At 66.3% G+C, this 22,745-nt stretch carries 14 protein-coding genes and 1 tRNA gene; 5 read left to right on the top strand and 10 right to left on the bottom strand.

The annotated features are described in order from the left end of the window. The first annotated feature begins 34 nt into the window (after positions 1-34). From dnaG to JYG37_RS18950, 4 genes are all read left to right on the top strand, one after another. Complete coding sequence (gene dnaG, locus JYG37_RS18965) at positions 35-1,909, top strand: DNA primase (protein WP_124553982.1); 1,875 nt, start codon at positions 35-37, stop codon at positions 1,907-1,909. A gap of 88 nt (positions 1,910-1,997) precedes the next feature. Then, positions 1,998-4,415, top strand: a complete 2,418-nt coding sequence (gene rpoD / locus JYG37_RS18960; protein WP_080334133.1) for an RNA polymerase sigma factor RpoD — start codon at positions 1,998-2,000, stop codon at positions 4,413-4,415. A 138-nt stretch (positions 4,416-4,553) separates the two neighbouring features. Beyond that, positions 4,554-4,632: transfer RNA gene (locus JYG37_RS18955), tRNA-Ile, on the top strand. A 309-nt stretch (positions 4,633-4,941) separates the two neighbouring features. Then, complete coding sequence (locus JYG37_RS18950) at positions 4,942-6,492, top strand: phospholipase D family protein (RefSeq protein ID WP_213345717.1); 1,551 nt, start codon at positions 4,942-4,944, stop codon at positions 6,490-6,492. A gap of 7 nt (positions 6,493-6,499) precedes the next feature. On the opposite strand, the gene pdxR is transcribed toward JYG37_RS18950, so the two are convergent. Then, the gene (gene pdxR / locus JYG37_RS18945) at positions 6,500-8,011 is read right to left on the bottom strand and encodes a MocR-like pyridoxine biosynthesis transcription factor PdxR (protein ID WP_213345716.1); all 1,512 of its coding nucleotides are present in this window, start codon (positions 8,009-8,011) and stop codon (positions 6,500-6,502) included. 237 nt (positions 8,012-8,248) lie between these two features. Between pdxR and JYG37_RS18940 the strand changes: the two genes are divergently transcribed. Further along, positions 8,249-8,899 (top strand): pyridoxamine 5'-phosphate oxidase family protein, encoded by a 651-nt coding sequence (locus JYG37_RS18940; protein ID WP_124593238.1) that lies wholly within the window; start codon positions 8,249-8,251, stop codon positions 8,897-8,899. A 142-nt stretch (positions 8,900-9,041) separates the two neighbouring features. Here JYG37_RS18940 and JYG37_RS18935 read toward each other — a convergent pair whose 3' ends face one another. The 9 genes from JYG37_RS18935 to JYG37_RS18895 form a co-directional block, all read right to left on the bottom strand. Next, complete coding sequence (locus JYG37_RS18935; RefSeq protein WP_124651285.1) at positions 9,042-10,877, bottom strand: S53 family peptidase; 1,836 nt, start codon at positions 10,875-10,877, stop codon at positions 9,042-9,044. Positions 10,878-11,505: 628 nt separating this feature from the next. Beyond that, positions 11,506-11,838 (bottom strand): hypothetical protein, encoded by a 333-nt coding sequence (locus tag JYG37_RS18930; RefSeq protein WP_249746010.1) that lies wholly within the window; start codon positions 11,836-11,838, stop codon positions 11,506-11,508. Between the two features lie 2 nt (positions 11,839-11,840). Beyond that, entirely contained in the window at positions 11,841-12,533 is a 693-nt protein-coding gene (locus tag JYG37_RS18925) for a response regulator (RefSeq protein WP_213345715.1), read from the bottom strand. A gap of 101 nt (positions 12,534-12,634) precedes the next feature. Then, positions 12,635-14,065 (bottom strand): efflux transporter outer membrane subunit, encoded by a 1,431-nt coding sequence (locus JYG37_RS18920; protein WP_124651289.1) that lies wholly within the window; start codon positions 14,063-14,065, stop codon positions 12,635-12,637. A gap of 4 nt (positions 14,066-14,069) precedes the next feature. Then, entirely contained in the window at positions 14,070-17,213 is a 3,144-nt protein-coding gene (locus tag JYG37_RS18915; protein ID WP_213345714.1) for a multidrug efflux RND transporter permease subunit, read from the bottom strand. Positions 17,214-17,233: 20 nt separating this feature from the next. Continuing rightward, positions 17,234-18,394: an efflux RND transporter periplasmic adaptor subunit gene (locus tag JYG37_RS18910; protein ID WP_213345713.1), complete on the bottom strand. Its 1,161-nt coding sequence runs from the start codon at positions 18,392-18,394 to the stop codon at positions 17,234-17,236. 401 nt (positions 18,395-18,795) lie between these two features. Then, on the bottom strand, positions 18,796-19,407 hold the full coding sequence (locus JYG37_RS18905; RefSeq protein ID WP_213345712.1) for an ankyrin repeat domain-containing protein: 612 nt from the start codon (positions 19,405-19,407) through the stop codon (positions 18,796-18,798). Positions 19,408-19,486: 79 nt separating this feature from the next. After that, entirely contained in the window at positions 19,487-21,022 is a 1,536-nt protein-coding gene (locus JYG37_RS18900) for a catalase (protein WP_050011319.1), read from the bottom strand. Positions 21,023-21,257: 235 nt separating this feature from the next. After that, positions 21,258-22,745, bottom strand: coding sequence for an efflux transporter outer membrane subunit (locus JYG37_RS18895; protein WP_213345711.1), 1,488 nt, complete (start codon positions 22,743-22,745; stop codon positions 21,258-21,260).

The following is a 22,745-nucleotide window of genomic DNA, read 5'->3' as shown; positions in this document are numbered from 1 at the left end:
GGCGTCGTATTGTCTTTTTTCGCTCGATCCCACGGTGATTCCGCATTCGTTCCTGCAGGATTTGCTGAACCGCGTCGATATCGTCGACGTGGTGGGCCGGTACGTGCAGCTCAAGAAGGGCGGCGCCAACTTCATGGGGCTGTGCCCGTTCCATAACGAGAAGAGTCCGTCGTTTACCGTCAGCCCGACCAAGCAGTTCTATCACTGCTTCGGTTGCGGTGCGCACGGCACGGCGATCGGCTTCCTGATGGAACACGCGGGGCTCACGTTCCCGGAAGCCGTGCAGGAACTCGCGCAATCCGTCGGGCTGACCGTGCCGCACGAGCCGTCGATGCGCGGCGGTGGGGGCGGAGGCGGGGGCGGCGACTATCCGGCGCCCGTGTCGAAATCGGTGGCGACCGCGCTGTCCGACGCGATGACCGCGGCGTGCGACTACTACCGCAAGCAGTTGCGCGGCGCGACCGTCGCGATCCAGTACCTGAAGAACCGGGGCCTGACCGGCGAGATCGCCGCGCGCTTCGGGCTCGGCTATGCGCCGGACGGCTGGCAGAACCTCGAAGCCGCGTTCCCCGACTATCGCGACGAGTCGCTCGTCGAGGCGGGGCTCGTGATCGTCAGCGAGAAAACCGACGCGCAGGGTGTCGCGCGCCGCTACGACCGGTTCCGCGAGCGGATCATGTTCCCGATCCGCAACGTGAAGGGGCAGGTGATCGGTTTCGGCGGCCGCGTGCTCGGCAGCGGCGAGCCGAAGTACCTGAACTCGCCGGAAACGCCGCTGTTCAACAAGGGCAGCGAGCTGTACGGGCTGTTCGAGGCGCGGCTCGCGATTCGCGAGCGCAAGTACGTGCTGGTCGTCGAAGGCTACATGGACGTCGTCGCGCTCGCGCAGCTCGGCTTTCCGAACGCGGTCGCGACGCTCGGCACCGCGTGCACGCCGATTCACGTGCAGAAGCTGCTGCGACAGACCGACACCGTCATTTTCAGTTTCGACGGCGATTCGGCCGGGCGGCGCGCGGCCCGGCGCGCGCTCGAGGCCTGCCTGCCGCATGCGGGCGACAACCGGACGATCCGGTTCCTTTTTCTGCCGACCGAGCACGATCCGGACAGCTACGTGCGCGAGTTCGGCGCGGACGCGTTCTCCGAGCAGGTCGAACGCGCAATGCCGCTGTCGCAATTTCTGTTGAACGAAGCCATTGCCGGCAAGGCGCTCGATCAGCCGGAAGGCCGCGCGAAGGCCCTGTTCGATGCGAAGCCGCTGTTGCAGGCGCTGCCCGCGAACGCGTTGCGCGCGCAGATCATGCACATGTTCGCCGATCGCCTCGATATCCCGTTCGAGGAGGTCGCGGCGCTGTCGGACGTCGATACGCGTATCGCGGCGCCGCCGCGTCAGGCGCCCGCGCGCAGCGAGCGGCGTCGCGTGACGGACAGCGAAAAGCGCGCGCTGCGCACGCTGGTAATGCATCCGCGCATCGCATCGCAGCTCGACGACGAACAGATTGCGACCCTGCGCGCGCTGCCGCGCATCGGCGAATTGTTCGCGGAAGTTGTCGATCATGCGCGTGCGTTGGGCGACGGCGCGGAGTTCCGGCTGCTGTCTGATGTCCTGAGGACGTCCTCGAATGGGGCGACTTACGAGGAAATCTTCCGCGAAATTCTGGACTATGATGAAAACGTCCGCGATCTGCTGTTACAGAATCCGGAAGACGAGACGGTGCCCGAACGGCAGCGTGAGCAGGAGCGGATTGCGGGGGAGGAGCTGCAGGCAGCTGTGCTCAAGATGCGCTACGACGCCTGCTGCGACCGGCTGGACAGGCTGGCGCGGCAATCCACCTTCACCCCCGAGGAACTGGCCGAATTGACGGAATTGAACCAGCAGCGAACCGACATGAAGCGTCGGCTCGGGCTGTAGGCGGCCGGGGCGCTTAGAGAGGGCTCCCCAGCGTGCTATAATATAAGGTTTCCAGCGGTTTGTTTTCCAAGCAGAGGCGAGAATCGCGATGGCAAAGACGACAGGCGGAAAGAAAGCAACGGGCAAGGGCTCGACGGAGCCGACCAAAAAGGTCACAGCGGCCAAGTCTGCTTCTTCCACCAGGACAACGTCTTCAGCCACGTCAGCCCCTGCAGGAAAGAAAACCGCGGCCGGCACTGCTCAGGCTGCGCCGGCGCCGGCAGCCAGAACACGGGCTGCCGCCAGACCCGACTCCGGGCCGGCCAAGCCGGCGGCGAAGCGGGCAAGTGCGAAAAGCGCAAGGGACACGACTGCCGACGCGGACGAAACGGCAGTACGTACTACTCATGCACCCACGGTTCAACCGGCTGTCGTCCAGCAGCCGCGAGTCGATATAGCCGGTACGGCGAACTCCATGACCAAAAAGCTGAACGAAGTATCCGTCGAAGACGACGCAAATCAGAGCGACGAGCAGCCCGCAGCCGCGGCTGCACCGGGCAAGTCCAAGGTGCGCGATCGTCGCGCCAAGGAAAAGGCGCTGCTGAAGGAAGCGTTCGCGACGAGCACGCCGGGCACGGCCGAGGAGCTCGAAGAGCGCCGCGTGAAACTGCGCGCGCTGATCAAGCTCGGCAAGGAGCGCGGCTTCCTCACGTACGCCGAAATCAACGACCACCTGCCGGACAACTTCACCGAGACCGAAGCCCTCGAGGGCATCATCGGCACGTTCAACGACATGGGCGTGGCGGTTTACGAGCAGGCGCCGGACGCGGAGACGCTGCTCCTGAACGACAACGCGCCCGCCGCGTCGTCGGACGATGAAGTCGAGGAGGAAGCGGAAGTCGCGCTGTCCACCGTCGATTCGGAATTCGGCCGCACGACCGATCCGGTCCGGATGTACATGCGCGAGATGGGCACGGTCGAGCTGCTCACGCGCGAAGGCGAAATCGAGATCGCGAAGCGGATCGAGGACGGCCTGCGCCACATGGTGATGGCCATCTCCGCGTGCCCGACGACGATCGCCGACATCCTCGCGATGGCCGAACGCGTCGCGAACGAAGAGATCCGCGTCGACGAGCTCGTCGACGGCCTGCTCGATCCGAATGCTTCGGACTCCGCCGATACGGACGGCTTCTCCGCGAAGGAAGCGGAAGCCATCGAGAACGAGGATGAGGAAGCCGAAGAGGAAGAGGAAGAAGAGGAAGAGGAGGAAGACGACGGCGCCGCGCAGGCATCGGCGAACGCCGCCCAACTCGAAGCCCTCAAGCGTGCGTCGCTCGAGAAGTTCTCGCAGATCAGCGAGTGGTTCGACAAGATGCGCCGCGCGTTCGAGAAGGAAGGCTACAAGTCGAAGGCCTACCTGAAGGCGCAGGAAACGATCCAGACCGAACTGATGACGATCCGCTTCACCGCGCGTACCGTCGAGCGTCTGTGCGACACGCTGCGTGCGCAAGTGGACGAAGTGCGTCAGGTCGAGCGTCAGATCCTGCACATCGTCGTCGACAAGTGCGGCATGCCGCGTTCGGAATTCATCGCACGCTTCCCGGGCAACGAGACGGATCTCGACTGGGCGGAGAAGATCACCGCGGAAGGCCATTCGTACAGCGCGGTGCTGTCGCGTAACGTCCCGGCGATCCGCGAACAGCAGCAGCGCCTGCTCGACCTGCAGGCGCGCGTCGTGCTGCCGCTGAAGGACCTGAAGGAAACCAACCGCCAGATGGCGGCCGGCGAACTGAAGGCACGTCAGGCGAAGCGCGAAATGACCGAGGCGAACCTGCGTCTCGTGATCTCGATCGCGAAGAAGTACACGAACCGCGGCCTGCAGTTCCTCGACCTGATCCAGGAAGGCAACATCGGCCTGATGAAGGCAGTGGACAAGTTCGAATACCGTCGCGGCTACAAGTTCTCGACCTATGCGACGTGGTGGATCCGTCAGGCCATCACGCGCTCGATCGCGGACCAGGCGCGCACGATCCGTATTCCGGTTCACATGATCGAAACGATCAACAAGATGAACCGCATCTCGCGGCAGATCCTGCAGGAAACCGGTCTCGAGCCGGATCCGGCCACGCTCGCCGAGAAGATGGAGATGCCGGAAGACAAGATCCGCAAGATCATGAAGATCGCGAAGGAGCCGATCTCGATGGAAACGCCGATCGGCGACGACGACGATTCCCATCTCGGCGACTTCATCGAGGACACCAACACGGTCGCGCCGGCGGATGCCGCGCTGCATGCCAGCATGCGCGACGTCGTGAAGGACGTGCTCGATTCGCTGACGCCGCGCGAGGCGAAGGTGCTGCGGATGCGTTTCGGTATCGAGATGAGCACCGATCACACGCTCGAGGAAGTCGGCAAGCAGTTCGACGTCACGCGCGAGCGGATCCGTCAGATCGAGGCCAAGGCGCTGCGCAAGCTGCGTCACCCGAGCCGTTCCGACAAGCTGAAGTCGTTCCTCGAAGGGAACTGATTTCCAGCGTCTCTGCCACGAACGCCGCCGGTGTCCGCATGATGCCGGTGGCGTTTGTTCCCTCTGTCGTCTTTGTTGTTACAATGCCGGCCCGGCCTCGTTGCCGGGGTGGCGTGTAGCACGCTTTGCTTCTCGTCTGGGCCCCTAGCTCATGCTTGGTTAGAGCAGCGAACTCATAATTCGTTGGTGCCGGGTTCGACTCCCGGGGGGCCCACCAGATTCGCTTCCACGGTTGTCCGGGGGAAGCCGCGGAACCCGCGATGCCGCACGGCGTCGCGGGTTTTTCTTTGGGGCGCCGTCCGCATGTGTCGACCGTATTGAACGCGTTCGCGCCGGCGCCGCCTGTCGCATCTTCGCCACCGCGGAAACACGGAAAGCGTGCGGCCCCGATATCAATCGAAGTATGCTGTGGCGCGATCCGGTCGCACGCTGCTCCGTCGCGCGCGCACCGATGACCCGCGCCGCGCTCCGTCCGGCAGCCAGAACAAACACAATCCGACTTCGCCCGACAGTGGGGGCGGCCAACATGATCATGCTGCGTTCGTGGGGTGCGATTCTGTCGTTGTTGATGCTTGTCGCGTGCGCGAGCCTGCCGCCGCAGGCCGACCGCGCGCCGACGCATGCATTCACCGATACCGACGATACGCGCCTCGGCGCGGCATTTCGCCAGCAGGCTGCCGCGCATCCGGGGCAGGACGCGTTTCATTTGCTGACCGATCCGGTCGACGCGCTGGACGCGCGCGTGCTGCTCGCCGACCGCGCCGATCGCTCGCTGGACCTTCAGTACTACATCTGGCACGACGACCTGACCGGCCACGAACTGGCCGATGCGGTCATGCGTGCGGCCGATCGCGGCGTGCGCGTGCGCGCGCTGCTCGACGATCTCGGCACCAACGCGGACGACCGCAAGCTGCTCGAGATCAGCGCGCATCCGAACATCGAGATCCGGCTGTTCAATCCAGTGGCCACGCGCCGGTTCAAGAAGATCGGCACCGTATTCGAGTTCTCGCGCGTCAACCGGCGCATGCACAACAAGGCGATGATCGCGGACAACCAGGCGGCGATCGTCGGCGGTCGCAATATCGGCGATGAATATTTCGGCGCATCGTCGATGCTGGAATTCGGCGATCTCGACGTCGTCGTTCACGGCCCGGTCGTGAAGGACATCTCGACCGAATTCGATACGTTCTGGAATTCGCCGTATGCGTATCCGGTCGATACGCTGGTCGGGCACGATGCGGCGCCGGGCGGGCTCGACCGCGAGCGCGAACGGTTGCGCGACTACCTGAGGGCGATGGAAGACAATCCGTACGTGCTCGAGGCACGCCAGCGGCTCGACCGGATCGTTCACGGGCAAGGCACCGAATTGTCGTGGGGGCATGCGACGGTGCTGTACGACGATCCGACGAAGATCGCGCACCCGCCGAAGGACCGCGACGGGCACCTGATGCCGCAGTTGCGTGCGCTCGCGTTGCAGCCGCAGCACGACCTGCTGATCGTGTCGCCGTATTTCGTGCCGGGCAAGGATGCCGTCGAGCGGCTGCGCGGGCTCGTGGCGCGCGGCGTGCGCGTGACGGTGCTGACCAATTCGCTCGCGTCGACCGACGTGGCGGCCGTGCATGCCGGCTACCGCCGCTATCGAAGCGATCTGGTGAACGCGGGCGTGCGGCTTTACGAGCGCTGGCCATCGGGCGACAAGAGCATTTCGAAGCAGGTCATCATCGGCTCGTCGCGTGCGTCGCTGCATGCGAAGACCTACGTGTTCGATCACACGAGCATTTTCATTGGGTCGATGAATCTCGATCCACGCTCGCTGAACCTCAATACGGAGATCGGCCTTTACTGCGAGAGCCCGGCGATCGCATCCCAGGTGGCCAACGATCTGGAAGCGCGGCTCGACCAGATCGCATGGCGCGTGGAAGCGAGAACCGACGCGGCTGGCAAAGGGCGGCTCGCGTGGGTTCAGACGGACGCGGACGGGAAGGTCACCGAGATCGACCACGAGCCGGAGGTATCCGCCGGGCGGCGGATGGAAGTGTGGTTCCTCGGGCTGTTTCCGATCGAATCGCAACTGTGAGCGACATTCAGCGGCGCGCGCGGCGGTGCTGGTCGATGACGTTCGCGAACTGCATTGCCGCTGTCTCGATCGTCGCGTCGCTCAGCCCTGAATAGCCGAGCACGAAGCCGTTGTAGCGGCGGCCGTTGCCGCGGCGGCCGTTGCCGCGGCGGCCGTTGCCGCGGCGGCCGTCGCCGATGCAGTAGCTGCTCAACGGTTGCAGCAGCAAGCCATGGGCGGCGGCAGTGCGCGCGACGTCGGTATCGTGCAGCGGCATCGCGAGATCCGCGGAAAGATGCATGCCGCCCGGGCTTTCCCGCACGCTCAGCGACGTGCCGAGATGGCGGGCGAGCGCCGTTTCGAGGCTGCTGCGCCGGTCCGCATAGCGCGCCCGCATCTTCCGCAGATGCCGCGCAAATAGGCCGGTATCGATGAATTCAGCCATCGCCAGTTGGTCGGCCGGGTGGCCGCGATGGACGAGTTCGCGCAGCGTTCGGGTGAAGCGTTCGACCAGCGCCGGCGGCACCACCATGAAACCGAGCCGCAGCGCCGGAAACATCGTCTTGCTGAACGTGCCGAGATAGCACACCGGCGCGTCCGCCTGTAGGCCCTGGATCGCGGGCAGCGGCTGGCCGCCGCGACGGAACTCGCTGTCGTAGTCGTCCTCGATGATCCACGCGCCGCATGCACGGGCATGCTCGACGAGCGCCGCGCGCCGCCGGGGGCTCATCAGCGTGCCGAGCGGGTACTGGTGCGACGGTGTCGTATAGATCAGCCGGGGCGGGTGGGTGCGCCACTGCGCGTCGGTTGGCGCCATGCCCTCGCGATCGACCTCGATCGGCACGGGAGTCAGGCCGGTCGAGCGGAACGCAGTCCTCGCGCCGTTGTAGCAAGGGTTCTCGAGCCAGCCGTATTCGCCGGGATTCGCCAGCATCCGCGCGCACAGTTCGAGGCTGCCCTGCGTGCCGTCGGTGATGAATACCTGGTCCGTGTCGCAGCGCACGCCGCGCGACACGCGGATATACGCGGCCACCGCGCGCCGCAGTTCGGGCAGTCCTTCGACCGGTCCGTACGCCAGCCGGGCGGGCGTGATGGTCTTCCACGCGCGCTCGACGCAGCGGCGCCACTGGGCAACCGGGAATTCGTCGAGGGAAGGCAGGCCGGGAACGAACGGCAACATGCGTTCGGGCTCGGGATCGGCGTTCTCCAACCCTTGCACGCGCGCCGACAGGTGAACCGGCGCAGGGCCGTCTTCCTGTCCGGCGCCCGGGCGGCCGCATCCGTCCCATCGCGTGATCGTGCCGTTGCGCGTGGCCGCCACGAAGCCTTCCTCGGCAAGACGCTCGTACGCATAGACCGCGGAATTGCGCGCGATGCCCAGCTCGGCCGCGAGCACGCGCGTCGACGCGAGCCGCGTGCCGGGCGGAAGCTGCCCGTCCAGCAGCATGTCGCGCAGGCTCCGGTAGAGCGCTTCCTGCTGGCTATGGGTTGTCGCGCCGTCCTGTCTGGCAAGCGATGAGATGAGCAGCGCGAGATCCATGGGCTGGTTCCAGAAATTTTCCTTGTGCTGGTTCTTTCGAAGACGCGTCGCGCGTCGTATCGTTCATGCTTGCGCGGCGCAGGCCGGTTCGCACACATGGCTGGCGATCGGCGCAACTCGCTGTGTGCGCGTATTTTGCTCGATTCGGCGCGCGACTGTCGATGGGCGGGGCAACCACGCGCTGAGACACGGATACGGCACGATGCCGATAAAATTCATTTCGCAGTACAGATATATATGAGCAACCAGACCACTCTCTCTTCCACGCCGCGCACGACCATTCGCCGTCTGCCTGAACTGGCGAGTCGCGATCGCACGATGCTCTACCGCATCGTGGACGACGCGTACGTCTGTCACATCGCGTTCGGCGACGGGCAGAACACGCACTGCATCCCGACCGCACACTGGAGGACGGGCGATGCGCTCTATATCCACGGGTCCAACGGCAGCCGAATGATCAAGGCGCTGTCGGTCGGCGCGCAGGCTTGCGTCGCGATGACGCTGCTGGACGGTCTCGTGCTGGCCAGGTCCGCCTTCAACCATTCGATGAATTATCGATCGGCGGTGATCTACGGGCAGTTCGACGTGGTCGAAGGCAGTGAGGAAAAACTCGCCGCGCTGGATGCGTTGATGGACAAGATCGCGCCGGGCCGCAAGCATGAAGCGCGGCCGGGCAATTCGAAGGAAATCAATGCGACCAGCGTGCTGCGGATTTCGATGGCGGAAGCGGCCGTGAAAATCAGCGATTCGCTGCCGTCCGACAAGGAAGAGGATCTCGGGCTGGCGGTGTGGGCCGGGATCCTGCCGCTGAAGACGATACGCGGCGCGCCGGTGCATGCGGGCGGCACCGTGCCGGTGCCGGATTATGTCCGGGACTGGGCCGATTGAGCGGCGCGGCGGGGTTCGCATCGGAGAGGCGAGATGACGCCGCATGCAGAAAACCCGCGATGGCTTCGCAGCCTTCGCGGGTCGTCAGACGCGGTTGCGTACGATACGTCGCGCTTGCGCAACCGCAACGGTCAGCGACTCATCAGCGCGCGAAATCCGACGTGGTCTGGATGAACGCGTTCAGCTTCGAGATGTTCACGCTGCCGAAGCCCGTCGTCGCATCCCAGCCGGCCTTCGCCTTGTAGCCGTAGGTGCCGCTGCCGTTGTTGCCGGACGTGACGTCGTGCAGCAGCGCCGCGTTGGTCGGGAAGTACTTGTAGATGCTCGACGCGGGGAACCCGAGCGCATTGTTGTTGGCCGACTGCAGCCGCGCCCAGATGCCCGTGAAGATCGGCGCGGCGAGGCTCGTGCCGCCTTCGTTGTTCAGGTACCCCGAGCCCCACAGCGTGTCGGACGTCTGACCGTTCACGACGAGAATCGCACCCGTGCGCAGGTCGGCGTCGAAGCCGACGTCGGGCAGCGCACGCTTGGTCGAGCCGGTGAGGGTCGACGATTGCCACGTCGGCGCGGCCTCGTACTTGCTGTACCCGCCGCCCGTCGACCACACGGTGCCCGACTGCCAGCTCGGATCGTTCCAGACGATTTCGCTGTTGTACGCATTGGTCGACGTATTCGTGAATAGCGTCGTGCCGCCGACCGCGATCACGTACGGCGACGTGGCCGGCTCGCTCACCGTGTAGGTCGAGCGCGACGGCTTGCCGCTCGCGCATTCGTACGCGCCGTGATCGCCGGCGGACACCGAGAAGGTCTGCCCTTGCGCGACCGCCTGCTTGAAGATGGTGTCGTCGGTCGCCTGCGAGCCGGTGCTGTACGCGGACGATTCGCACACGCCGAGCGATACGTTGATCACCTTCGCGACGTTGTCGGTCACGGCCTTGTTGTACGCGGCGGTGATGGCGGTGAGCGTCATCGACGGCGCGACGTAGAACACGACCTGCTTCACGCTGCCGCCGGCCGTGCCGACGATCGACTGGCTGTCGAGGTTCCACTCGACGGTGCCGTCGGTGTCGGTGTACGAGCTGCCGGCCGGGCCCGTCTTCACGATGCTGCTGCTGATCGTGCCGAGGCCGTTGTTCGCGGCGAACGTATTGAGGTCGCTCACCGTCTGCGACAGATCGCCTTCGGAGATGATGCCGACCGTGGTCTGCGAAGCCGTCGGCGTGCCGTCGCCGCCGTAGATCGACGAGAACTCGGTCGGGTTGTGCGGCACCGCCGACGCGCCGGCCGGGATCGTCAGGTTGCTGGTGTTGCCTTGCGGCGTGCCGCCCGCGCCCGTATGCACGAGCTCGACGTTCTGCAGGCCGAGCACCGCGCCGACGACGTTGCCGATCGCGTTCGGCACTTGCGCGGCGTCGGTGTTCGCATAGACGCTGCGGCCGTTGCGCGTGAAGCGCTTGAGGGTCGTGCGGAATGCGGACTGGACGGTCCCCGCGGTGCCGGACGCGGAGACCAGCAGCCGGTTCGGCGCGACCACGATATTCACGAAGCCGGCCTTGCGCAGGTGGGCGACGACGGACGCGACCTGCTGGTCGGTCGGTGCGTATTGCGCGGCGAATTGCGCAGGCGTGAGGAACTGCCGGTAGTGCGGCGAGCCGGGCGTGTGCAGGTCGCGCAGGTATTGGTCGAGCTGGGCTTCGTTGCGCAGGTTCAGCCCGAGCACGATGTCCACCGATTCGCCGGGCGCCATGTCGATAGCCGACGCGGCAGCGGCTGCCGTGCTCGCGGCCGGCGCGCCGGCCGTGCCGGCTTCGTTCTGCTGCACGAGCGGCAGGAACCCTTTGGTGCGCGTTTCCGTCCAGCCGGCCGCAGGCGCAGCATGGGCGGTCGCCATGCCGAACGAAGCGGCGGCGGCCGCGGCGGCGAGTGCGAGATTGACGGCGCGAATGTGCTTTTGTTTCTTGTTTGCAACCTGATTCATTTGAATTACCCCTCCGGTTGAACAACGAACGGCACGAACAACAACGGTCGACAGCGGTGCGGGTCATGCACTGCCGTTTTCTGTCGCATACGGGCGGATGGCACGGACGCGACAGGGCCTTTCGCCCGATCCGGAAAGCGGGTTTTCTCCGGAGGCGAAATACGGAAAACGCGGTAACGGGAAGGCTGCGCCGCAGGGCGGGGCAGTCGCGCCGGAGTCGGCGCGGGCGGGATTGCTAGAGCAACAGCTTCGTTGTCCTGCTCATTTGATTCGGTCCTTCGGCCCGCTGCCGGATGGCAGCCGTCCAGTGAAATGCATCGGGATACTGCACGCGCCGGCGGACGAACGAATCATTCGGCGGTGCGTACTTCGGTGCAGCGGAAGCGAAAAAATGTAGAGCGGAATCGATTGCGTGGCGGGCAATCCGTCGGATTGCTTGCATCGGACGGTATCAAGAACGAAAGCGCGATGTCAAACTTTTTCTGATTATATGAAACAAAATTAAATCGAATAAGGCGCAATGATTTTGAAAGATCGGCGGCATTTTGTAATGTTCGAAACCGGTATCGCAGGTAATACCGAAAGCGATTCGCCGATCCTTTCCGATGCGTGTTGAAACGGCCGTTCGTTATCGAGGAAATGTTCGAATCGCCGGCGCCTGTCGTTCGGCTACCTGAAGGTCTTCGACGCACCGGAACAGCGCGTCGACATGCTGAAGCAGCGCGTCGTGAGAGGCAGCGTGCGCATCGGTGGCGAGCACCTTGATGGCGTCGAGCCGGGTTTGGAGTTCAGTGAGCTGGGTGCGCGTGACGCGGTTGCGGCCGGCGACGGGGGCTGCCGCATCAGGTGGATTCGTCGATTGCATTGGATGAGTCATCTCATTGAAGTGCTCGATGAAGCGCGCGAGGTCGGCCGGGCAGCCGTCGCGGGAAACCGTGCGCGCCGACGGATCGCCGGCCACGATCACTGCACGCCCCGCAGCCGGTAGCCGACGCCGCGCATCACTTCCGGCATGCCCGGTGCGCCGGCCTGTTCGAGTTTCTTGCGCAGCCTGCAGATGTGGCTGTCGACCGTGCGTTCCAGCGCGCTCACGTCGGCCATGCACGCATCGAGCAACTCGCCGCGCGTGAACACGCGGCTCGGCGATCTCGCCATGTGCGCGAGCAGCCGGAACTCCGTCAGCGTCAGCGTGATCGGCACCTCGGTGTCAGCCGTGCGCACGCGGGCCAGATAGCTGTCGGTATCGATCTCCAGGTCGCCGACGCGCAGCATGCGCAGGGCCGGCGGCGCGGCGGACCGGCGCAGGATCGCGCGCAACCGCGCGACGACCTCGGCCGGGTTGAACGGCTTGACGATGTAGTCGTCCGCGCCGGCGTGCAGCGCCTGCAGCCGGTCGAGGTCGCGATCGAACGCGGTGACGACGACGACGGGCGTGTTGTCGCGCCGCCGCAGCTCGGCGAGCACGTCCCAGCCGTTTTTCTGCGGCATCTTCACGTCGAGCAGGACCAGGTCGGGCTTCAGGTGCGGCTGCATGTCGAGCACCGCTTGGCCGTCGGTGACGCGGCAGGTGCGAAAGCCGTCGCGTTTCAGGTACGCATCGAGGATGTCCGAGATGTCGGGCTCGTCTTCTGCAATCAGTATCAGGGAATTCGTCATGGAGTGTGCCGTGCGATGTCGAACAATCGGGGCGGCCCATTGCCGGGCGCGGGGCGCGCCGTTCTGCCACGCTGCTGCGCGGGCGGAGCGGCGCCGTTCGTTCAGTTCTGCACCACGTGCTTCGACGGTGCGACGTCCTGGTCCGTCAGGCCGCCGCCGAGGGCCTTGTACAGCGCAACGGCATTGCCGAGCTCGCTGCGGCGCAGGTCGAGCAGCGCCTGCCGTGCCGCATAGAGCTGCCGCTGCGAATCGAGCAACTCCAGCCGCCCCTCGACACCGGCGCGATAGCGCAGGTTCGACAGGTCGGTGCGGCGCTCGGCCGAGCCGACCACGCGCGTCTGCGCGTCGATCTGGCGGCCGAAGGTTTCGCGTCCGGCGATGCCGTCGGCCACTTCGCGGAACGCGGCCTGGATCGCGCGTTCGTATTCGGCGACCGCGCCGGACTTGCGCACTTCCGCGAGGCGCAGCTCGGCACGCAGCCGGCCGCCCTGGAAGATCGGCACCGTGACCTGCGGCGCGAAGCTCCATACGCGCTGCCCGCCGTCGAACAGGCTGCCCATCGCGGGGCTGAGGAAGCCGATCGACGACGTCAGCGACAGGCGCGGGAAGAACGCGGCGCGCGCGGCGCCGATGTCCGCATTCGCGGCGACGAGGTTTTGTTCGGCCTGCTGGATATCCGGGCGACGGAACAGCAGTTCGGACGGCAGGCCGGCCGGCAGTTGCGTCATCACCGGTTGCTGCTGAAGCGGCAGCGGCTCGGGCAGATCCTTCGGCAGTTCGGCGCCGACCAGCACGCGCAGCGCATTGCGCGCCTGCTCGACGGCGCGCGTGCGCGCTTCGAGATCGGCCGTCGCGCTCGCGACCTGGCCTTCGGCCTGCGCGATGTCGACGCCGCTCGCCTGATGCGCTTCCTTCAGGCGGCGCGCGAGATCGAGCGACTGCCGCCAGTCGGCGAGCGTGCGCTCGGACAACTCGCGTTGCTCGTACGCGAGGCGTTCCGCGAAGTACGCGTCGGCCACGCCGCCGACGAGCGAGATCTGCACCGCGCGGCGGCCGTGATCGGTCGCGAGGTAGCGTGCGAACGCGGCATCCGACTGCGACTTCACGCGGCCGAACAGGTCGATCTCGAACGCGCTGATGCCGACGTTCACGCCGTACTGGTTCTGCGTCGTGCCGAACAGCGGTGGATTCGACTGCGTGTCGTCCGACGTACGCTGGCGCGTGAAGTTCGCGCCGGCGCCGATCGACGGCAGCCGCGCGGCGCGCTGGATGCCGTACTGCGCCTCGGCGGCCTCGACGTTCAGCGCCGCCACGCGCAGGTCGCGGTTGTTGTCGAGCGCGAGCTCGATCAGGCGCTGCAGGCGGCGGTCGCCGAACATCGTGCGCCAGCCGAGGTCGGCGGCATTCGCGTCGAGATCGGCGGCCGCGGCGGCGGTGTAGGCCGTCGGCACCGGCATCGAGGGTTTGACGAGCGTCGGCGCGAGCGAGCAGGCCGACAGTGCGAGGACGAGGGGAAGAATAAGCAATCGCATGGCATCAACCTTCCTGTCCGTGAGTCGGGGCGGCCGGCTGCTTGCGGGACGCCCGCCATGCGCCGATGCGCTCCTGGATGCTCATCACGAACACAAAGAAAACAGGGACGAAGAAAATGGCCAGGACCGTCGCGGTCACCATGCCGCCGAACACGCCGGTGCCGATCGCATGCTGCGTCTCGGCGCTGGCGCCGGTCGCGATCATCAGCGGCACGACGCCGAGGCCGAACGCGAGCGAGGTCATCAGGATCGGGCGCAGGCGCAGCTTCGACGCCTGCACGGCTGCCTCGATCAATCCCTTGCCTTCCTCGCGCAACTGCTTCGCGAACTCGACGATCAGGATCGCGTTTTTCGCGGACAAACCGATCACGGTGATCATCCCGACCTTGAAGAACACGTCGTTCGGCAAGCCGCGCAGCAGCACCGCGCCGATCGCGCCGATCAGGCCGAGCGGCACCACCAGCATCACCGACAGCGGAATCGACCAGCTTTCGTACAGCGCGGCGAGCACCAGGAACACGACGATCATCGACAGCACCATCAGCATCGGCGCCTGCGACGCCGACTGGCGTTCCTGCAGCGACTGGCCGGTCCACTCGACCGCGAAGCCCGGCGGCAGTTGCGCGACGAGCCGTTCCATCTCGGCCATCGCCGCGCCGCTCGACTGGCCGGGGGCGGCGGTGCCCGAGATCCGTGCGGACGGATAGCCCTTGAAGCGCACCATCTGCAGCGGCGTGTCGGCCCACACCGGGCGCACCACCTCGGACAGCGGCACCATGCCGCCGGCCGCGTTGCGCACGTACAGCTTCATCACGTTGTCGATCTGCATGCGCGCCGGCGCGTCGGCCTGGATGATCACCTGCTGCATGCGGCCCGCGTTCGGGAAGTCGTTCACGTAGGTCGAGCCCATCGCGGTCGACAGCGTGTCGCTGAGCGTCGTGAACGACACGCCGAGCGCCTGCGCCTTCGCGCGGTCGATCTCGAGGCGGATGCTCGTGCCGGCCGGCAGGCTGTCCGGGTACACGCCGGTCACGACCTTGCTTTGCGCGGCGAGTTCGAGCAGCTTGACTTCCGCTGCCTTGAGCGCGGCCGTGCCCTGGTTCGCGCGGTCTTCCAGGCGCATCGAGAAGCCCGAGCTGTTGCCGAGCTCGTCGATCGCCGGCGGCAGCAGGCTCATCACCGTGCCTTCGGTCACGCCGGCCATCGCCTGCTGCGCGAGCATGCCTTCCTCGAGCGTCGATGCGCCGCCGCGGTTCTTCCAGTCCTTCATCACGGACCAGTTGATCGCGGCGTTCGGACCCTGGCCCGAGAAGCCGTAGCCGATCACGGAAATGCTCGACTGGATTGCCGGACGCGAAGCAAGATGCTTCTCCAGCGTGTTGACCACGTCATGCGTGCGCTCGGCGGTAGCGTCCGCGGGCAGCAGAAAGCTGGTGATGAAGTAGCCCTGGTCCTCGTCCGGCAGGAACGACGACGGCAGGCTGCGGAAACCGAACACCAGTGCGCCCGCGATTGCGACGAACACGAGCATCACGCGGCCGGTGCGGCCGACCAGGCGGCCGACGCGCGTCTCGTACCAGGTCGTCAGGCGATCGAAGCGGCGGTTGAACCAGCCGAAGAAGCCGCGCTTTTCGTGATGGCCCGGTGCGAGCGGCTTGAGCATCGTCGCGCACAGGGCCGGCGTGAGCGTCAGCGCCAGCAGCGCGGAGAACAGGATCGACACGGCCATCGACAGCGTGAACTGCTTGTAGATCACGCCGACCGAGCCGCTCGCCATCGCCATCGGCAGGAACACCGCGGTCAGCACCAGCGTGATGCCGATGATCGCGCCGGTGATTTCCTTCATCGCCTTCGACGTCGCGTCCTTCGGCGACAGCCCTTCCTCGGCCATCAGGCGCTCGACGTTCTCGACGACGACGATCGCATCGTCGACGATGATGCCGATCGCGAGCACCATGCCGAACATCGTCAGCACGTTGATCGAGAAGCCGGTCAGCAGCATCACCGCAAAGGTGCCGAGCATCGCGACCGGCGCGACGATGGCCGGGATCAGCGTATAGCGCACGTTCTGCAGGAACAGATACATCACGAGGAACACGAGCACCATCGCCTCGAACAGCGTGGCCAGCACCTTCTCGATCGAGATCTTCACGAACGGCGACGTGTCGAGCGGGATCGAATAGCTCATGCCAGACGGCATCGACTTGCTCAGTTCAGCCATGCGCGTGCGGATCGCGTCTGCGGTCTTCACCGCGTTGGCGCCCGGTGCGAGCTGGACGCCGGCGAGGGTGGCCGGCTTGTTGTTCTCGCGGCTCACGAACATGTAGTTTTGCGAACCGAGTTCGACGCGCGCGACGTCGCCGAGCACGACCTTCGAGCCGTCCGCGTTCGCGCGCAGCACGACCTTCGCGAATTCCTCCGGCGTCGTGAGCTGACCTTGCGCGGTCAGCGGCACGGTCACGCGCTGGCCCGGCAGCGCGGGCAGCGCGCCGAGGCTGCCCGGCGCGATCTGCACGTTCTGCTGGCCGATCGCGGTCGTCAGGTCGTTCATCGACAGGCCGAAATTGATCAGCTTCTGCGGATCGACCCAGATGCGCATCGCGCGCTCGGAGCCGAATTGCAGCACACGCCCGACGCCGTCGATGCGCCGCAACTCCTCGGACACGCTGCGCGCCATGTAGTCGGCGAGCGCGCCTTCGTCGAAGCGGCCGCTGTCGGAGCGCAGGCCGATCAGCATCAGGAAGCCGGACGATGCGGATTCGACGATCAGCCCGTTCTGGCGCACCGCGGCAGGCAGGCGCGGCTCGATCGACTTGATCTTGTTCTGCACGTCGACCTGCGCCATCTCAGGATGAGTGCCGGGCTTGAACGTGACGGTGATCTGCGCGCCGCCGGACGTGTCGGCCGACGATTCGAAGTACAGCAGGTTCTTGACGCCGGACAGTTCGCGCTCGATGAGGCTCAGCACGCCGTCGTTCATCGTCTGCGGCGTGGCGCCGGGATAGGTTGCGGTGATCGTGACGGACGGCGGCGCGACCGACGGATAGCGCGCGACCGGCAATTGCGGGATCGCGATCAGCCCCGTCAGGATGATGAAGAGCGCGATCACCCACGCAAACACCGGGCGTCGGATAAAGAATTCAGCCATGGCTGGAGGCTCCTCGTGACTCAGTGCGCGGACGCGGTGGCGGCCGCGTCAGGCGACTTCCAGTCGGTCGCGGCCGCCGGCGCGCCGTCGGTCAGGCGTTCCATGCCTTCGACGACGATCTTCTGGCCGGCCTGCAGGCCCGACTTGATGCGGTAGCTGCGGTTCGTCAGTTCGCCGACCTCGACCGCCTTCAGGTGCGCGATGCCCTTTGTGTCGAGCACCCACACCTGCGGCTTGCCGCCGGCGCGCACGATGGCCTGCTGCGGCACCATCACCGCGTTCGCGTAGTGCGCGCGCGGAATCCGGGCACGCACGTACATGCCCGGCAGCAACTGGCGCTTCGGGTTGTCGACCAGCACGCGCAGCAGCACGTCGCCGGTGCCCGGATCGACGTTGACGCCCGAGAACAGCATGCGGCCCTTCACGTCGTAGCGGGTGTCGTCGTCGCGCAGCACGTCGACCGGCAGGCCGTTGCGGTCCGACGCTTGCGGCTGCGACGCGAGCGCGCCGCGCAGCGCTTCGAGCGACGCGGCCGGCTGGCGCACGTCCACGTACACCTGGTCGATCTGCTGGATGCGCGCCATCGGCTGGCTGTCGCCGCTCGACACCAGCGCGCCTTCGGTCACGAGCGCCTGGTCGATGCGGCCGGCGATCGGCGCTTCCACGGTCGCGAACTTCAGGTCGAGCTGGCGGCGCGCGAGCGTCGCGCGGGCCTGCGCGACGTCGGCCGCGGCCTGGTCGCGTTGCGATACGGCGTCGTCGTACACTTGGCGGCTGATCGCATCGGCCTCGACGAGCGGCTTGAAGCGTGCGGTCTGCACCTTCGCGCGTTCGAGCGCGGCCTGTGCCCGCTGCAGCGACGCGGCGGCGGTATCCGTCTCGGCCTTGAACGGCGCCGGATTGATCTGGAACAGCGGCTGGCCCACGCGCACTTCGGTGCCTTGTTCGAACAGCCTGCGCTGCACGATGCCGCTCACCTGCGGCCGGATCTCGGCCACCCGCACGGCCGCGACGCGGCCCGGCAGGTCTTCGGTCACGTCGACGCGCATGGCGGTCACGGTCATGGCCGCGACCGGAGTGGCCGGTGCTGCGGCCTGCTGCTCGGCCGGCCCGCAACCCACCAGCATCGCCGCCACCAGCGCGCATACGGCGCCGTGGCAGCATCGTTTCTGATTCTTCATAGCGACTCCAGGAAGCGCAGGCAGCCCACTGCCTGCTTTGACGGGGCGGAGTGTGCTTGGATTAGTTGGGGGCTTTGATGCGGAAAGATGGAGATTCGATGGAGGCGGCGAAAGGCGCCGAAAAGAGGGGGAGCCGAAGCGGAACGCCCGGACGAACAGGGGGCGGCGCGGTGTTCATGCGCGCGGTGTTTCGGCTCGATGCGCGCGTCGGCTCGCGTTGGTGTTTAAAGATCGAGCCGGCAGGGCGGCCGGGCGGACTGGCCGACGAGGCGGTGCGTCTGCGCTGGCTGGCGACGACGGGACCGCTGGGCGCACACGTGCGCGACAGGGCGTGGGCATCGCGTGATGGCGACGCGGATGGAGGTCAGCGAATGGGTCGCGCCATTTGACGCGTAGTCGCGCTACTGTTTTGCGCCGGCCTTCCGCAGTGCGTCCGCGGCATACATGTTGTCGTGCGTCAGCGCGAGCTGAAGCAGCGACTGGCCGCGCCGGTCGACATGGTTCGGATTCGCGCCATGCGCGACGAGCAGCGGAATCAGCTCGAAGCGGTTGAACAGCGTCGCGAACCCCAGCGCGGTTTCGCCGGCGCCGTTCGTCTGGTCGATCGGGCAGCGCGTGTCGATCAGGCGTCGCGCGATGTCGGGTTCGTTCTTGAACAGCGCACCCATTAGTGCGGTGTTGCCGTGACGATCGCCGGCGCACGCATCGGCGCCCGCCGACAACAGGTAGTCGAGCGCCGCGGGCTGGCCGTCGTACGACGCGAGGATCACGGCCGTATAGCCGTGGCTGTCGGTCGCGTCGACCGGATAGCCGGCGTCGTGCAACGCGCGCAGGATATCGACGCGGCCGACGCGCGCGGCGTCGAACCAGTCGCCGTCATAACGGCGCAGCGCGGCAGGGTCGGCCTTGCCGTACGTCGGCTGGTCGGGCAGGTGCGCGCAGCCGGCGAGCGCGGCCAGCGCGAGCGCCGCCGCGGCCGCACGGATCGTGTGGGGGAAGCGTTCGGATCGCATGAGAGTGTCCTGATGAAGTGGTCGGGCCGACGTGGGCGGCGCGAGCGCACACGTCGGCAGCGACCGGAGCCGCGAGGGATCAGTTGTCGCTCAGCTTCGCTGCGAGCGACTGCACTTGCTGGACGTTCGCGTGAACGGCCTGCGCGAGACGCGTGCCGTAATCGGCGTCGGCCTTGTAGAAGTACGACAGCATCGCGTACTGGTTCTGCGCGTTCTTCACCTGGCCGAGATCGCCGGACAGTGCGGTGACGAGGTCGTCCTTGTCCTGCTGCGACAGGCTGCGGTAGTACTCGCCCGCCTGACGGAACGGCAGCTTCTTGCGGATCGCTTCCTGCTGAGTCGTGCCGCTCAGCGCCATGCGGACCGACTTGTACTGCGGATCCTGCGCGAGTTCGTTCAGCGTCGACGGTTCGTAATTGACCTCGCCCTTGCGGTCGCCGGCATTCATCTTGCCGTCCTGGTTGTTGTTGACGACCGGCACGACCGGGCGGTTGATCGGCAGATCCATGTAGTTCGCGCCGAGCCGGTACAGCTGCGTGTCGGCGTACGCGAACAGGCGATCCTGCAGCATCCGGTCTTCGGACGGTTCGATCCCCGGCACGAGCCGCGACGGTGCGAACGCCGATTCCTCGGTCGACTGGAAGTAGTTGTCGGGCACGCGGTTGAGCGTCATCGTGCCGATCTTGCGTTCAGGTACGCCGGTCCACACCTTCGTGTCGTCGAGTGCGTCGAAGTCGAAGCGGTTCAGGTCCTTCGGCGTGAGCACCTGCACGTACAGGTCCCACTTCGGGAAATCGCCCTGTTTCAGCGCGCCGTACAGATCGTTCGTCATCAGGTTCCAGTCGCGACCGATCGATGCGGCGATTTCTTGCGGGCGCAGGCCGTGCACGCCTTGCTGGCTCTTCCAGTGGAACTTCACGTAATGCACGTCGCCTTGCGCATTGACGAACTTGAATGCATGCACCGCGAAGCCGTCCATGCGGCGATACGAATCGGGCATGCCTTCGTCCGTGTACAGCCGCGTCAGCATGTGGGTCGCTTCGGGCGTGTGCGCGAAGAAGTCGAACGCGAGGTTCGGGTCCTGCACGCCGGTCACGGCGCTCGGTTTGTTCGCGTGCACGAAGTCGGGGAACTTGATGCCGTCGCGAATGAAGAACACCGGCCAGTTGATGCCGACCATGTCCCAGTTGCCCTGCTGCGTATAGAACTTCACCGCGAAGCCGCGCGGGTCGCGCGCCTGCTCCGGCGAGCCGCGATAGCCCATCACGGTGGAGAAGCGCACGAACACCGGCGTGCGGGTGCCCGGCGTGAAGACTTTCGCTTTCGTCAGGTCGGAAATGTCGGCGCTCGGCACGAACTCGCCGAACGCGCCGGTGCCGCGCGCATGCACGACGCGTTCCGGAATGCGTTCGCGATCGAAGCGCTGCAGTTTCTCGATCAGCGCGGAGTCCTGCAGCAGTACCGGGCCGGCCGGGCCGGCCGTTTGCGAATTCTGGTTGTCGCCGACGGGCGCGCCGGTGTCGCGCGTGAGTTCGGCGGCGTACGGAGAGGCGGAGAGTGCGACGCAGATCGCGGCGACTGCGTGCCGCAGCACGCGATGGGAAGATGAGGACATGACGATGGAACTCCTTGAATCCGATCGGTGGTGGGGAAGCCGACTGAATTAGAAGAGATCGTCAGACGATTGGCTAATTGATATTCGATATGTTTTCGATAGCCGTGGGGCGATGCGGTGCGAGCCTGTTTGTTGCGCAAGAAACCAAGCCCTATTGTTGCGCGCGCAATGAGTTATTGCCGGATTGTTTCGATGAGGATGATGTATCGGCCGCGCATGATTTTCGGCCGCGCAGTCAACCGGCGCTTGCCTGCCATCCGAGCCCGAGGCTCTTCTGCACCGACACATAGTCCTTGATCAGTTCGGCCTGCCCGGCGATCACGTTTTGCTGCGCGGACAGCGCTTCGCGTTGCGTATCGAGCAGGTCGATCATCGACGCGACGCCCGCGCGATAGCGCTGGTCCATCAGCGTGCGCGAATGCACGGCCGACGTCCGCACCTTCGTCAATGCGACGACGTGCTCGCGCTGATGCCCGTAACGCTGCAGTGCGGTATTGGCGTCCTGCAACGCACCGAGCACGGCCTTCTGATAATTCGCTTCCGCTTCGTCGCGCGACGCTTCGGCTGCGCGCACCGCGCCGCGCGTACGCCCGAAATCGAGAATGTTCCATTGCAGGTATGGTGCGCCCACCCAGGTGAAATTCTGCTTGCGGAACAAATGGCCGGGGTCGGTCGCGCTGAAGCCGAGATCGCCGAGCAACGTCACCTTCGGGAAATAGTCGGCGACGTGTTCGCCGATCTGCGCATTGCTCGATGCGAGCCGGCGTTCGGCCGCGCGGATGTCGGGGCGCTGTTTCAGCAGCGTGGCCGGATCGCCGATCGCGACGCTGCCGGGCAGCGTCGGCAATGCGGCGTCCAGAGTCGACAGCGCGGCGTCCAGCGCGCCCGGCGCGCGGCCCGTCAGGATCGCGAGCCGGTCGAGCGATTCGGTCACCTGGGCATCGAGCGGGATCAACGACGCGCGGGTGTTCTCGACCTGCGTGGTCAGCCGCTCGATGTCCGCATCGGCCGCGACGCCGCGCGCGCGCCGCTGCCGCGTGAGTTCGAGCATCTGCTGCTGCAATTGCGCGGTGCGCCGCGACAACGCAAGCCGTTGCTGCTGGTCGCGCAGGTCGACGTACGCATTCGCGACTTCGGCCGCGATCGACACCTGCGTGTCGGCGAGATCGGCATCGACGGCCTCGGCTTGCGCGGACGCGGCTTCGACCGCGCGGCGCGTGCCGCCGAACAGGTCGATTTCCCACGTCGCGTCGAAGCCCGCCGAATAGAGTTGCAGCGGGCCCGCGCCGCCGAGCGACGGCGACGTGCCGCCCGATTGTTCCGAGCCGTTCGACGGCAGCAGCGAGCCGAGCGCGCCGACGTCCGGTTCGCGCATGCGGATGGCCGCGACGGTGGCCGACGATTTCGGCATCTGCGCGGCGCGCTGTTGCGAGAGCTGCGCGCGCGCCGCGCGCAAGCGCGCTTGCGCGGCATGCAGATCGGGGTTGTACACGAGCGCGGCAACGATCAGCTCGTCGAGCTGGCGATCGTTCAACGCGTGCCACCACGCGCTCGGCGCGGGCACGGCGGTGTCGATGCCGGTGGCCGGCGCACGCACGAAGGTCGGCGCATCCGGCGCGGCGGGCGCGCCGCGATAGTCGGGGCCGACCGTGCAGCCGGCGAGCAGGCACGCGGCCGCGCACAGGGTGAGCACGGGGCGGCGGGGCAGGGAGAAGGATTTCAT

Origin of the sequence: Burkholderia sp. LAS2 (assembly GCF_018417615.1) — a bacterium.
GTDB lineage: Bacteria > Pseudomonadota > Gammaproteobacteria > Burkholderiales > Burkholderiaceae > Burkholderia > Burkholderia sola.
The sequence above is the reverse complement of the archived record's forward strand: the minus strand, read 5'-3'. Positions and strand labels throughout refer to the sequence as shown.

What these genes read in the sequence shown, in the direction of transcription:
- rpoD (WP_080334133.1), top strand. Translation starts at nt 1,998, where the DNA reads ATGGCAAAGACGACAGGCGGAAAGAAAGCAACGGGCAAGGGCTCGACG.
- JYG37_RS18950 (WP_213345717.1), top strand. Translation starts at nt 4,942, where the DNA reads ATGATCATGCTGCGTTCGTGGGGTGCGATTCTGTCGTTGTTGATGCTT.
- pdxR (WP_213345716.1), bottom strand. Translation starts at nt 8,011, where the DNA reads ATGGATCTCGCGCTGCTCATCTCATCGCTTGCCAGACAGGACGGCGCG.
- JYG37_RS18940 (WP_124593238.1), top strand. Translation starts at nt 8,249, where the DNA reads ATGAGCAACCAGACCACTCTCTCTTCCACGCCGCGCACGACCATTCGC.
- JYG37_RS18935 (WP_124651285.1), bottom strand. Translation starts at nt 10,877, where the DNA reads ATGAATCAGGTTGCAAACAAGAAACAAAAGCACATTCGCGCCGTCAAT.
- JYG37_RS18925 (WP_213345715.1), bottom strand. Translation starts at nt 12,533, where the DNA reads ATGACGAATTCCCTGATACTGATTGCAGAAGACGAGCCCGACATCTCG.
- JYG37_RS18920 (WP_124651289.1), bottom strand. Translation starts at nt 14,065, where the DNA reads ATGCGATTGCTTATTCTTCCCCTCGTCCTCGCACTGTCGGCCTGCTCG.
- JYG37_RS18915 (WP_213345714.1), bottom strand. Translation starts at nt 17,213, where the DNA reads ATGGCTGAATTCTTTATCCGACGCCCGGTGTTTGCGTGGGTGATCGCG.
- JYG37_RS18910 (WP_213345713.1), bottom strand. Translation starts at nt 18,394, where the DNA reads ATGAAGAATCAGAAACGATGCTGCCACGGCGCCGTATGCGCGCTGGTG.
- JYG37_RS18905 (WP_213345712.1), bottom strand. Translation starts at nt 19,407, where the DNA reads ATGCGATCCGAACGCTTCCCCCACACGATCCGTGCGGCCGCGGCGGCG.
- JYG37_RS18900 (WP_050011319.1), bottom strand. Translation starts at nt 21,022, where the DNA reads ATGTCCTCATCTTCCCATCGCGTGCTGCGGCACGCAGTCGCCGCGATC.
- JYG37_RS18895 (WP_213345711.1), bottom strand. Translation starts at nt 22,745, where the DNA reads ATGAAATCCTTCTCCCTGCCCCGCCGCCCCGTGCTCACCCTGTGCGCG.